This is a genomic window from Sphingomonas plantiphila (assembly GCF_046000505.1).
Lineage (GTDB): Bacteria > Pseudomonadota > Alphaproteobacteria > Sphingomonadales > Sphingomonadaceae > Sphingomonas > Sphingomonas plantiphila.
In genome coordinates this window covers 1,218,721-1,230,355 of sequence record NZ_JBELQC010000001.1, presented here as the reverse complement: position 1 = coordinate 1,230,355, position 11,635 = coordinate 1,218,721, and the positions used below count along the sequence as shown (strand labels likewise).

Genomic DNA, 11,635 nt, shown 5'->3' with positions numbered 1-11,635 from the left:
GTTATGGAGGCACGCCCGCTCGCACGAAGCGCGCGCTGTCCGGGCATGATCGGACTAGCAAGAATTGGTGCGGCTGTGGCGCACTGCTGCGCCGCGATTTTCGCGATACGATTCGGCAGCACCTTTTCGCTCAAACGGAAGTTACATACCGACTGATAATCGGACGCTTCGAATACTGCCGGGCACAAATTATTACTTGAAGTTCCATAGGCGAGATCAGACACTCGGGCGTGCAGAGCGGAAGCGCGCATGCTTCGTGACGAGGAGCTGCCGGGGTATCCGACCGCCACTCAGCTCGCGCGTCGCTCTCTCACCAACGAGCTTTGAATCGAGCTCTCGGTGAAGTCCTATGGGCGGTATGAACGACGCCCTTAGAGCGCACGAAATCAAATGCTTGGGGCTGAATCTGGGGCTGCGTGAGCTGGGACCCATAAAAATACTATAAAATTCAGCCCATTAAATGACCAACACCGGTTCTCTTCTGGCACCACCCCCCTCCCCCTCGCACCGATCAGCAGCTATGGCACCCGCCATGCCCGACGATCCCTTCGCTCTGTTCGACCTCTGGTACACCGAAGCCCGCGCGAGCGAGCTCAACGATTCCAATGCGATGGCGCTGGCCACGGTCGCGCCCGATGGCCAGCCTTCGGTGCGGATGGTGCTGCTCAAGGGCCATGGGCCCGACGGATTCGTCTTCTACACCAATGGCGAGAGCCGCAAGGCGGGGGAGCTGGCGGTGACGCCGCGGGCCGCATTGCTGTTCCACTGGAAATCGCTGCGCCGCCAGATCCGGATCGAGGGGCCGGTGACCCCCGTCTCCGCGGCCGAGTCCGACGCCTATTTCGCCTCGCGCAGCCGCGATTCGCAGCTCGGCGCCTGGGCGAGCGACCAGTCGCGCCCGCTGCCCGACCGCGCGACCTTCGAAGCGCGCTACGAAGACGTGCGCGCGCGGTTCGAAGGCGGCGACGTGCCGCGCCCGCCGCATTGGGGCGGCTATCGCGTGACGCCCGAGCGCATCGAATTCTGGATGGACCGCGAACACCGGCTGCACGAACGGCGCGTCTTCACCCGCACCGGCACGGGCTGGGACGAGGGGCTGCTGTACCCGTGAGCGCGACGCCGACCCGCGCCGCGATCGCCAGCGTCGCCGCGGCGATGCTGCTCGGCGCGCTCAAGGGCTATGCCGCGTGGACGACCGGATCGGTGGCGATGCTCGCCAGCCTCGCCGACAGCCTGCTCGATCTCGTCGCGTCGCTGGTCACCCTCGCGGGCGTGCGCATCGCCGCGCAGCCGGCGGACGCCAATCACCGCTTCGGCCATGGCAAGGCGGAGGCGCTGGCGGCGCTGTTCCAGGTCATGCTCATCTCGGTCTCGGCCACCTTCATCGCGGTGCGCGCGGTCGAGCGCTTCGCCAGCGGCGAACTGGCCGCCGCGCCCGAAGCGGGCATCATCGTCTCGCTCATCGCGATCGGCGTCACGCTCGCGCTCACCGCCTATCAGTCGCGCGCCATCGCCGCGAGCGGATCGATCGCGATCCGCACCGACCGGCTCCATTACCAGTCGGATCTGCTGCTCAACAGCGGGGTGATCGCCGCGCTGGTGCTCGAATCGATCGTCGGGCTGCGCGGGGCCGATCCGGTGTTCGGCATCGGCATCGCGCTGTGGCTGCTATGGGGCGCCTGGCACGCCGCGAGCGACGCGATGGCGCAGCTGATGGACCGCGAATGGCCCGAGGAAAAGCGCCGCGCATTCGTCGCGGTGGCGGCGCAGATGCCGGGGTTCGACAGCCTGCACGATCTGCGCACGCGCACCAGCGGATCGCACGACTTCGCGCAATTCCATGTCCACATCCCCGGAACGATGAGCGTCGCGCAGGCGCATGACGTGGTCGAGGCGCTCGAACACCGCCTTGCCGCCGAATTTCCGGGGACCGAAATCCTCATCCATGTCGACCCGGTCGGACAGGTCGACCGCCCCGACGATCCGCTGCGCGAGACGGACGAGCTCGGGCAAATCAAGGAACCATGATGCAGCTGCCTTTTGCCCAGATCGATGCCTTTGCCGACCGCCCCTTCACCGGCAATCCGGCCGCGGTGATGCCGCTCGACGCGTGGCTCGACGATGCGGTGCTGCAGGCGATCGCCACGGAGAACAACCTGTCCGAAACCGCCTTCCTCGTGCCCGACGCGAGCGGCGCGGCGGACTATGAGCTGCGCTGGTTCACCCCCGCGGTCGAAGTCGCGCTGTGCGGCCATGCGACGCTGGCGAGCGGGCATCTCCTGCTGACGCGCGATGCCGCGTTGCGCGAAGTACGCTTCCGCACGCGCCGCGCCGGCATCCTGTCGGTCGCGCGCGACGGTGCGGGCTATGCGATGGCGCTGCCCGCCTATTTGCCCGCGCCCGCCGATATTCCGGGGCTGCGCGCGGCCTTGGGGCTGGGCGAAAACGAAGGCGAGACGCTGCGCCACCCCGATGGCTATGACCTGATCGCGCTCGAGAGCGAGGCGGCGGTGCGCGCGCTGACACCCGATTTCGGTGCACTGGCGGCGCTCGGCGGCACGCTCAACATCGTCACCGCGCCGGGGGAGGAGACCGATGTCGTCAGCCGCGTGTTCGCCCCGGCGGCGGGGATCGACGAGGATCCGGTGACCGGGTCGGCGCATTGCGTGCTCACCCCCTATTGGGCGGCACGGCTGGGCCGTACGCGCTTCACCGCATTCCAGGCGAGCGCGCGCGGCGGGCATGTCGAGTGCGAGGCGGCGGGCGATCAGGTGGTGCTGCGCGGCCGCTGCGTCACCGTGATCGAGGGGACGTTCACGGTGTGATATCAGAGCGCAAATGACTCGCAGTCGGCGAAAAAAGCAAAAAGCGGCAGGTGATCCTTATTCCAAGGGACGCAACACGAAGCGTGGGCGAGATTATTTCGTGTGCGGACTCGTCGTCTTGCCGATTGTAGTGGGACTGCAAGCGTTGACGGATGGCCCAATTTGGGTTCCCGGAGCTGTCGCTTTCGTGCTTGGTGGATCGGTTCTGGCTGCCGTGATCGGGTTGTTCCGGGAAAACGTTGGTTTTTGAACGGTCTTTCGGTCGAACAGCGTACCGCAACGTTACCTACAACCGCCGCAGCGCCTGTGCCGCGCGGACCGAGAGCAACGGCAGCGATCCGAGCAGGCCGATGCCGAGCGTTAGCAGCGTCCCCGCCCCCAGCGTCGCGAGCACGATTCCCCAGTCGGGCGCCCAGCCGAACTCGAACACGCCGGTGATGACATACCAGCCCGCGAGCCCGCCAAGGCCCAGCGCGAGCAGCGCCAGCGTCGCGGCGAGCAGCGCATATTCCAGCGCCTGCGCGCCGAGGATCTGCCAGCGTGTGGCACCCAGCGTCTTGAGGATCACGCTGTCATAGGTGCGCGCCTGGCGCGACGCCGCGATCGCGCCGACCAGCACTGCGATGCCGGCAAGGATCGCGACCGATGCCGAAATCAGGATCGCGGTCGCCATCTGGTCGAGGATCGTGCGCACCTGCCCCACCACCTCGCTGATCGCGATGATCGACGCCGAGGGGAAGGCGCCGAGCAGCGCGCGCGACACCTTGCCCTCGTTGGCATCCTCCATCTCGATCGTCGCGGTCAGGCTGTGCGGCGCGGCGGCGAGCGTGCTGGGCGAGAAGACCAGGACATAGTTGAACCCCATCGTGTCCCAGTTGACCTGGCGCAGCGAGGCGATCTTCGCCTCGATCTCGCGGCCGAGGATGCTGACGGTGAGCGTGTCGCCGACGCCGACCTTGAGGATCGCCGCCGCCTCGCGGTCGAGCGAGACCAGCGGGGGACCGGCATAGTCGCGCGGCCACCACTGGCCCGCGACCAGATCGCTGCCTTGCGGCAGAACGTCGGAATAGGTGACACCGCGCTCGCCGCGCAGGAACCAGGCACCCTCGGGAAGTTCCGCGAGATCGGCGACGCGCTGGCCGCCGAACGCGGTGATCGTGCCGCGCAGCGAGGGGACGATGTTGAGCTTCGCCTCGGGCGCTTCGCGCTTCACCGTCGCGACGAAGCGGTCGCGCGCGTCGGACGGGATATCGAGCACGAACTGGTTCGGCGCACGCTGCGGCACCGCGCGGTCGATCTCGGCATTCAGGCTGGTCTGGATCGCCGCGAGCGTGACGAACAATGTGAGCGCAAGGCCGAGCGCGATGACCAGCGCGACGGTCTGCGCGCCGGGGCGGTGCAGGTTGGCGAGCGCGAGCCGCAGCAGCGGGCGGCGCGGGCGCGGCAGGCGCGCGGCGATCCGCCGGACCAGCGCGCCGATGCCGAGCAGAACGAGCAGGACCACGGCGACCGCGCCGAGCACCGCGGCGGCGAAGATCGGTTCGCGCGCGGTGACGAGCGCCAGCCCGACGACCAGCGCGCCGGCGATCGCGACCTGCACGCCGGTCCGGCGATCGACCCCGCGCCCGTCCTCGACCCCGCTGCGCAGCTGGGCCGCGGCGGGATGGGTGCGTGCCCGCGCGAGCGGCGGGAGCGCGAAGGCGAAGGCGATCAGCACGCCATAGGCGGCGCTGGTCGCCAGCGGCAGCGGATAGATGCCCAGGCCCGGCGCGACCGGGAGCAGGTCGCCCGCCAGCGCGACGAACGCGACCGGCAGGATCGCGCCCGCGACCAGCCCCACGCCCACCGCCATCACGGTCGCCGCGGCGATCTGCAGCAGGTAGATGCGCGCGATATCCTGCGCGGTGGCGCCGAGGATCTTGAGCGTGGCGATGCCGCCGCGCTTTTGCCCGAGATAGGAGGCGACGCCGTTGCTGACGCCGATCCCGGCGATCACCAGCGCGGCGAGCCCGATCAGCGAGAGGAACTGGCCCATCCGCTCGAAGAAGCGCACCGCGCCGGGGGCCGCACGGTCGCGGTCCTTATATTCCCAGCCGGCATTGGGGAACTTCGCCTTGAGCCCGTCGACCGCCGCCTGCGGAGCGATGCCGGGGTTGAGGCGGATGCGGTATTTGGTCTCGTACAGCGCGCCCGGCTGGATCAGCCCGGTGCGCGCGAAACCCGCGCGTGAGACGATCGCGACCGGGCCGAGGGTGAAGCCCTCCCCCACCCGATCGGGCTCGTCGGCGATGATCGCGGCGACCCGGAAGTTCGCCTCGCCATAGCGCAGCGTGTCGCCGGGCTGGAGCAGCAGCCGCTCGGACAGCGCACGGCCGATGATCGCGTCCTGCGGCCCCAGCGGGCGATAGGCGCCGCGTGCGAGCGTCAGGCTGCCGTAGAGCGGGTAGGTCGCGTCGACGCCCTTGAGCTCGGTCAGCACCGCCTCGGGGGCGCCGGCAACCGGCGTCGTGCGGCGCGCCATCGCGCGGGTGCGGATCGTATCGCTGACCGTTCCGAGGGCGCCGATCGCCGCACGTTCCGTTGGCGAGGCCTGGCGCTGCGTCATCGCCACCTCGACATCGCCGCCGAGCAGCACCTGGCCGCGCGCGGAGATTTCCGAGGTGATCGACGCGGTCAGGCTGCCGATCGTCGCGAGCGTCGCAACGCCGAGGAACAGGCAGACGAGCAGCAGCCGCAGCCCGCGAAACCCGGCATTGAGGTCGCGGCGCGCGATGCTCCAGCTCGCTCGCCAGCCTAGCGCAGCGCCCGCGCTCAAGCCGCGTCGTCCGACACGATCAGCCCGTCGCGCATCGTCAGCACGCGGTCGCAGCGCTGCGCCAGCGCGGGATCATGGGTGATGATGAGCAGGGTCGCGCCCGCCGCGCGCTGGCGATCGAACAACAGCTCGACGATCGCGCCGCTGGTGGTGCCGTCGAGATTGCCGGTGGGCTCGTCGGCGAACAGGATATCGGGTCGCCCGGCAACCGCGCGGGCGATGGCGACGCGCTGTTGCTCCCCGCCCGACAATTGCACCGGATAATGCGTCAGCCGATGGCCAAGGCCCACCGCCTCCAGCTCCGCCTGCGCGCGCGCAAAGGCGTCCGGGGCGCCGGCGAGCTCGAGCGGCACCGCGACATTTTCGAGCGCGGTCATCGTCGGCAGCAGGTGAAACGCCTGCAGCACGATCCCGACCCGCCCGCGCCGCGCCAGCGCCAGCCCATCCTCGTCGAGGCTGTCATAGGCCACCCCCGCGACGCTCACCGTCCCCCCGCTCGCGCGCTCCAGCCCCGACAGTATCGCCATCAGCGACGACTTGCCCGACCCCGATGGCCCCAGGATCGCGACGCTGCTCCCGCGCGCGATATCGACGTCGATTCCCTTGAGAATCTCGGTCGGGGCCTCGCGCGTGCCGAGCGTCAGGGTGACATTGCGTGCGCGGATTGCGATATCCGCCGCTGGTTCGATCGACATGGGTGGAGACGGGTTCCTTGACCAACAGGTTCATCGCATATGCGGGCGCGGCGCTGCTCCTCCAAGGGCTGGCCGCCTGTTCCGACGCGAAAAAGGCCGGAAACGAAACGACCGCGCCCACCGCGACGCCGTCCCAGCCCGCCGAGAACGCGGCGGAGATCGCCGATCGCAAGCTGGTCGTCGCGTTCGGCGACAGCCTCTACGCCGGCTATGGCGTGCTGCCGCAGCAGAGCTTCCCCGCCCGCCTGGAACAGGCGCTGGCCGCGCGCGGCGTGGCGGCGAGCGTCCGCAACGCCGGCGTCTCGGGCGACACCACCGCGGCCGGGCTGCGGCGGCTCGCCTTCACGCTCGACGGGCTCGATCGCAAGCCCGACCTGGTGATGGTCAATCTCGGCGGCAACGACATGCTGCGCGGGATCGACCCGGCCGAGACGCGCGCCAACCTCACCGCGATCTGCGCGGAGCTGCAGCGGCGCGGCATCCCGATCCTGCTCACCGGGATGATCGCCGCGCCGAACATGGGCCGCGACTATGCCGAGGCGTTCAACGCCATCTATGGCGACCTCGCGAAGCGCTACGATGCCGCGCTCTACCCCTTCTTCCTCGACGGCGTCGTCACCGATCGCGCGCTGATGCTCCCCGACCGCGTGCATCCCAACCCCAAGGGGATCAACGCGATCGTCGAGAAGGTGACGCCGCTCGTCGCGGAAGCGCTGGAGCCTTAGGCGGGAGCCAGTTCCGCGCGTTCGGTCTCGGCGATCCAGCCGCCGCCCAGCACGCGCTCGCCGGCATAGAGCACCGCCGCCTGCCCCGGCGCGACGCCATATTCGGGCGCGTCGAACACCACCGTGTCGCCCTCCAGCCGCGCGGGCGCGGGCCGCGCCATCGAGCGCACCTTCGCGGTCACCGGCCCGGCATGCCCCCCGCCGATCCAGTTCAGCCCCTCGATCCGCGCCGCGCGCACCGCCAGCGCGGACTTGGGACCGACCACGACCTGCTTCGTCGCGGGATCGAGCCGGATGACATAGAGCGGCTCGGGGCTGCCGCCGATCTCGAGCCCGCGCCGCTGGCCGACGGTGAAGTGGATCAGCCCGCGATGCTCGCCCAGCTTCGCGCCGCGCTCGTCGACGATGTCGCCCGCCGTCTCCGCCTCCGGCCGCAGCTTCTTGACCAGCGATGCATAGTCGCCGTCGGGCACGAAACAGATGTCCTGGCTGTCGGGCTTGCCCGCCACGCCCAGGCCGATCTCGGCCGCGATCTCGCGCACCCGCGCCTTGGGCAGGCCGCCGAGCGGAAAGCGCAGGAAATCGAGCTGCGCCGTGGTGGTCGCGAACAGGAAATAGCTCTGGTCGCGCGCCGGATCGGCGCCCTTGTGCAGTTCGGGCCCATCCGGCCCCTCCACCCGCTGCACATAATGGCCGGTGGCAAGGCAGTCGGCACCCAGATCGCGGGCGAGCGCGAACAGGTCGGTGAACTTCGGCCCCATATTGCATTTGACGCACGGTATGGGGGTGCGCCCGGCAAGATAGCTGTCGGCGAAATCGTCGATCACCTGTCCGCGAAAGCTGCTTTCGTGATCGAACACATAATGCGCGATGCCCAGGCGATCGCACACCGCGCGCGCGTCGCGGATGTCGCGCCCCGCGCAACAGCTCCCGGCGCGGCCCACCGCCTCGCCATGGTCGTAGAGCTGAAGCGTCACGCCGATCGTCTCGGCACCGGTGCGCGCGGCGAGCGCGGCCACGACCGAACTGTCGACCCCGCCCGACATGGCGACGACGATCCGCCGCTGCGACAGCGGCCCGTTCAGCTGGAAATCTCCCGAAAACATCGTCCGCGCACATAGGGGCGCATGCGTCGCGATGCAAAATTCGCGCATTTACCGGGCCTTCAACCTTCGTCGCTACACAGGATCGGATGGAGTCGACCGAAGACTGTATGCGTAGATGGATCTGAGCTTCCGATTCGACCGGGACGTGGCGGTCACCGCGATCCCCGTGCCGCTGGCAGTGCTGCTGGCGGGCGCGGCGGTGCGCCAGTCCGCCGGGCCGACGGCACGGCTGCAGGCACGGCTCGACCATGCCGCGCCGGTCGGCACGCTGCTCGCACCTGCGCATGGCGCGTTCAACCTGGCGATGGAAGGCGCGCTAACCCGGTGGAAAGGCCGATGAACACGTTGTTTACCGTGCCGCTTAGCCGATGCTCAAGCCGGGGCGATTACGGTCGAGCGAACAAGAAGACGGGGGCCCCCCGCCCTGATCGAGGTGGTAATGATTGAGAACCAGAAGATCCGACCGGCAAAGGTGATCGGCCCGCTTGGCGAGCCGCTGACCATCGATTCGCTGCCGCCGCCCGAAACGACCCGCTGGGTCGTGCGCCGCAAGGCCGAGGTGGTCGCCGCGGTCAATGGCGGTCTGCTGACGATCGACGAAGTGTGCGATCGCTATGGTCTGACGGTGGAGGAATTCGCCGGATGGCAGCGCGCGATCGACCGGTCGGGCATGCCGGGCCTGCGCGTCACCCGCATCCAGCATTACAAGTCGCTTTACGAGCGCCAGCAGAAATACTGATCGACCCGATCAGACCGATCTCTCCCATCCGCCCGCGCCTGAAAACGCGGGCGGAACCATGTCCGGGGTTTCGAATGTACGGTCTGGCTGGATGCGCCGCGATCCGGTAGATGCGCGGCGAGAGTTCGGAGAGGATCGTCTCGGAGAGGACAGGGGCCGCCCCACGCAGGGCGGCCCCATCTTCTTTTCCCCGCGGCTAGTTCAACAGGAACCGCACCCGCACGCTGGCGCCGACCTGCTGCTCGCCGGGCACCAGCTGCGTCGCATCCTTGGCCTCGGCGCGTACCATCATCTGCGGCACCGGACCGGGTGCCCCGCCGTCCATCGCCTCGCTCACCGACACGATCCGCACGACGCGCATGCCGAGCGCGCCGGCATAGAGCTCGGCGCGCGCGCGGGCGCGCTTGATCGCGTCGACGCGCGCCGCATCGGTCGCGGCATCGATCGCCTCGATCGACAGGTTCGGTCCGTCGATCTGATTCGCCCCCTGCTTCACCAGCGCGTCGAGGATCGCCCCGCTGCGCGCGATGTCGCGGAATTTCACCGAAACGCTGTTCGACGCCTGATAGCCGGTGATCACCGGCGGCTGGTTGTCGCCGTAGCGATATTGCGGGTTGAGCGAGATGGTGGCGGTCTGGATATCGCGCGCGGCGATACCCGCGGCCTTCAGCGCGGCGAGCACCGACGCCATCTCGCGCGCATTGGCGGCCAGCGCCTCCGCGGCGGTGCCGCCCTGGGTGACCACGCCCGCACGGATCGTCGCGATGTCGGGAACGCGGTTGACCTGCCCCTCGGCCACCACGTCGAGCAGCGTCCCTGCGGCCGTCGCGGGGGCAGAGCCGGGCGTCGCCACCTGCGCTGCGGCCGTCATCGGCAGCATCGCGGCGAGGCTCATGGCGGTCATCAATCGAAACATTCGGGGTCCCTTCAACAAATTGTCCCGCCGCTGTGTGGCACAGGACGGGACAACCGGGGCTGAACGGCCCGAAAAATTAGTAGGCGGTCAGCGCACGCGACGCGCCATCACCAGCCGGTAGAGCGCGAGCAGCACCACCGCGCCGATCGTCGCCGCGACATAGCTCGACAGCGTCGTCGACAGATCGACCCCGATCGAGGGCGCGATAAAGCCCGCCAGCAGCGCGCCGGCGATGCCGATCAGGATCGTGACGATGATCCCGCCCGGGTCCTTGCCGGGCATGATGAGCTTGCCAAGGATGCCGGCCACAAGGCCGATCAGAATCCAGCCGAGAATTCCTTCGGGCATGCTTTCCTCCTGTTGTCGCCTACGCCCCCTCATGCCGGCGCAGGCGCGCAGCTTGCCTGATGACGAAGCCGCTGCAAACCCCGATTCTAGGGGGGTGCGGCGCGCTGCCGACCCTTGCCGAACAAGACGAAAACAGGCATTGCGCGACGGGGTTGCAAAGAGCCCTTGAGGCGAGTGACTTATTCAGATAATACAGCGTGACGGGAAAGACCCGCGCCGGCCCGAATGGCCGCGGTGGAAAGAGGTCACGCATGAATTACGAGGCACGGATGTTGGGTGGGGAAGAACGGCTCGCATTGACCGGCGACGAGGGTACGCGGTCGCGTCGGCGCTGGTGGATCATCGGCGCGCTGGTCGCGATCCTCGTGATCGTGGGTGCGTGGTTCGCCTTTGCTTCGGGCGGGTCCGGCGACAAGGCCGGGGCTGCTGCCGGTGCCGGCGCGGGCAAGGCCGCCCAGGGTGAGGGCCGTCAGCTGCCCACCGTGACCGTTGCCGTCCCGGGGCGGTCGACCGTACAGAGCGTCGTGAGCGGCACGGGATCGCTCGCCGCGCGGCGCGAAATGCCGGTCGGCGTCGCGGGCGAAGGCGGCATGGTGACGCGCGTGCTGGTCGAACCGGGCGACTGGGTCAATGCCGGCCAGGTGCTCGCCACCGTCGACCGCAGCGTGCAGAGCCAGACCGCGCAGTCACTGGCTGCGCAGGTCCGCGTGGCGCAGGCCGATCTCGGCATCGCCCAGTCCGAACTCGATCGCGCCAAGCAGCTGGTCGACCGCGGCTTCATCTCCAAGGCGGATATCGATCGCAAGACCGCGACCCGCGACGCCGCGGCGGCACGCGTCCGCGTCGCCCAGGCGCAGGCCTCGGAAACCGCCGCGCGCAACCGTCGCCTCGACATTCGCGCGCCGGCCGCCGGCCTCGTGCTCACCCGCGCGGTCGAGCCGGGCCAGATCGTCAGCGCGGGGTCGGGCACGCTGTTCCGCGTCGCGCAGGGCGGACAGATGGAATTGCGCACCCAGCTGAGCGAAGCCGATCTTCACCGCATTCCCGTCGGCGCGCGCGCGGAAGTGACCCCGGTCGGCATGGACCAGACCTTCACCGGCGAGGTGTGGCAGGTGTCGCCCGTGATCGATCCCCAGACGCGTCAGGGCGTCGCCCGCGTCGCGCTGAGCTTCGACAAGGCGCTGCGTCCCGGCGGGTTCGCGACCGCACGGATCGTTGCGGGCGGCGCAGTCGCGCCGATGCTGCCGCAGTCGGCGATCCAGAGCGACACCAAGGGCAATTACGTCTATATCCTCAACGCGAAGGATGAGGCGGAGCGCCGCGCGATCAAGACCGGGCAGGTCTCCGATGCCGGCGTGGCGATCACCAGCGGCCTGACCGGAACCGAGCGGGTCGTGCTGACTGCGGGTGCATTCCTGAACCCGGGGCAGAAGGTGATTCCGAACCTCACGACGCTCAAGCGCTGA

The 11,635-nt window shown here is 69.1% G+C and carries 12 protein-coding genes; 7 read left to right on the top strand and 5 right to left on the bottom strand.

The window, feature by feature from the left end; all coding sequences use genetic code 11:
- The first annotated feature begins 532 nt into the window (after positions 1-532).
- From pdxH to ABS767_RS05920, 3 genes are read left to right on the top strand one after another with little or no spacing between them, the layout of a single operon-like run.
- Positions 533-1,111, top strand: coding sequence for a pyridoxamine 5'-phosphate oxidase (gene pdxH / locus ABS767_RS05930; RefSeq protein WP_408077432.1), 579 nt, complete (start codon positions 533-535; stop codon positions 1,109-1,111).
- On the top strand, positions 1,108-2,028 hold the full coding sequence (locus ABS767_RS05925; RefSeq protein WP_408077431.1) for a cation diffusion facilitator family transporter: 921 nt from the start codon (positions 1,108-1,110) through the stop codon (positions 2,026-2,028). The genes pdxH and ABS767_RS05925 overlap by 4 nt, the downstream gene beginning before the upstream one ends.
- Positions 2,028-2,825: a PhzF family phenazine biosynthesis protein gene (locus tag ABS767_RS05920; protein WP_408077430.1), complete on the top strand. Its 798-nt coding sequence runs from the start codon at positions 2,028-2,030 to the stop codon at positions 2,823-2,825. Before ABS767_RS05925 ends, ABS767_RS05920 begins: the two co-directional genes overlap by 1 nt.
- A gap of 286 nt (positions 2,826-3,111) precedes the next feature.
- On the opposite strand, the gene ABS767_RS05915 is transcribed toward ABS767_RS05920, so the two are convergent.
- Both ABS767_RS05915 and ABS767_RS05910 read right to left on the bottom strand, forming a co-directional pair.
- Positions 3,112-5,640 (bottom strand): ABC transporter permease, encoded by a 2,529-nt coding sequence (locus tag ABS767_RS05915; RefSeq protein ID WP_408077429.1) that lies wholly within the window; start codon positions 5,638-5,640, stop codon positions 3,112-3,114.
- Positions 5,637-6,335, bottom strand: coding sequence for an ABC transporter ATP-binding protein (locus ABS767_RS05910; RefSeq protein WP_408077428.1), 699 nt, complete (start codon positions 6,333-6,335; stop codon positions 5,637-5,639). The genes ABS767_RS05915 and ABS767_RS05910 overlap by 4 nt, the downstream gene beginning before the upstream one ends.
- A gap of 17 nt (positions 6,336-6,352) precedes the next feature.
- Between ABS767_RS05910 and ABS767_RS05905 the strand changes: the two genes are divergently transcribed.
- Positions 6,353-7,060: an arylesterase gene (locus ABS767_RS05905; protein ID WP_408077427.1), complete on the top strand. Its 708-nt coding sequence runs from the start codon at positions 6,353-6,355 to the stop codon at positions 7,058-7,060.
- On the opposite strand, the gene mnmA is transcribed toward ABS767_RS05905, so the two are convergent.
- Entirely contained in the window at positions 7,057-8,166 is a 1,110-nt protein-coding gene (gene mnmA, locus ABS767_RS05900) for a tRNA 2-thiouridine(34) synthase MnmA (RefSeq protein ID WP_408077426.1), read from the bottom strand. The genes ABS767_RS05905 and mnmA overlap by 4 nt on opposite strands.
- 115 nt (positions 8,167-8,281) lie before the next feature.
- Here mnmA and ABS767_RS05895 point away from each other — a divergent pair, with 115 nt between their 5' ends.
- Entirely contained in the window at positions 8,282-8,506 is a 225-nt protein-coding gene (locus ABS767_RS05895) for a hypothetical protein (RefSeq protein ID WP_408077425.1), read from the top strand.
- Positions 8,507-8,605: 99 nt separating this feature from the next.
- The gene (sciP, locus tag ABS767_RS05890) at positions 8,606-8,905 is read left to right on the top strand and encodes a CtrA inhibitor SciP (protein ID WP_408077424.1); all 300 of its coding nucleotides are present in this window, start codon (positions 8,606-8,608) and stop codon (positions 8,903-8,905) included.
- Between the two features lie 196 nt (positions 8,906-9,101).
- Here the strand turns inward: sciP and ABS767_RS05885 are convergent, their stop codons facing one another.
- Both ABS767_RS05885 and ABS767_RS05880 read right to left on the bottom strand, forming a co-directional pair.
- On the bottom strand, positions 9,102-9,821 hold the full coding sequence (locus tag ABS767_RS05885; RefSeq protein WP_408077423.1) for an SIMPL domain-containing protein: 720 nt from the start codon (positions 9,819-9,821) through the stop codon (positions 9,102-9,104).
- 87 nt (positions 9,822-9,908) lie between these two features.
- Positions 9,909-10,169 (bottom strand): GlsB/YeaQ/YmgE family stress response membrane protein, encoded by a 261-nt coding sequence (locus ABS767_RS05880; protein WP_408077422.1) that lies wholly within the window; start codon positions 10,167-10,169, stop codon positions 9,909-9,911.
- A gap of 251 nt (positions 10,170-10,420) precedes the next feature.
- Between ABS767_RS05880 and ABS767_RS05875 the strand changes: the two genes are divergently transcribed.
- Entirely contained in the window at positions 10,421-11,635 is a 1,215-nt protein-coding gene (locus ABS767_RS05875) for an efflux RND transporter periplasmic adaptor subunit (RefSeq protein WP_408077421.1), read from the top strand.

What these genes read in the sequence shown, in the direction of transcription:
- mnmA (WP_408077426.1), bottom strand. Translation starts at nt 8,166, where the DNA reads ATGTTTTCGGGAGATTTCCAGCTGAACGGGCCGCTGTCGCAGCGGCGG.
- ABS767_RS05875 (WP_408077421.1), top strand. Translation starts at nt 10,421, where the DNA reads ATGAATTACGAGGCACGGATGTTGGGTGGGGAAGAACGGCTCGCATTG.
- ABS767_RS05885 (WP_408077423.1), bottom strand. Translation starts at nt 9,821, where the DNA reads ATGTTTCGATTGATGACCGCCATGAGCCTCGCCGCGATGCTGCCGATG.
- ABS767_RS05895 (WP_408077425.1), top strand. Translation starts at nt 8,282, where the DNA reads ATGGATCTGAGCTTCCGATTCGACCGGGACGTGGCGGTCACCGCGATC.
- ABS767_RS05880 (WP_408077422.1), bottom strand. Translation starts at nt 10,169, where the DNA reads ATGCCCGAAGGAATTCTCGGCTGGATTCTGATCGGCCTTGTGGCCGGC.
- ABS767_RS05920 (WP_408077430.1), top strand. Translation starts at nt 2,028, where the DNA reads ATGCAGCTGCCTTTTGCCCAGATCGATGCCTTTGCCGACCGCCCCTTC.
- pdxH (WP_408077432.1), top strand. Translation starts at nt 533, where the DNA reads ATGCCCGACGATCCCTTCGCTCTGTTCGACCTCTGGTACACCGAAGCC.
- sciP (WP_408077424.1), top strand. Translation starts at nt 8,606, where the DNA reads ATGATTGAGAACCAGAAGATCCGACCGGCAAAGGTGATCGGCCCGCTT.
- ABS767_RS05910 (WP_408077428.1), bottom strand. Translation starts at nt 6,335, where the DNA reads ATGTCGATCGAACCAGCGGCGGATATCGCAATCCGCGCACGCAATGTC.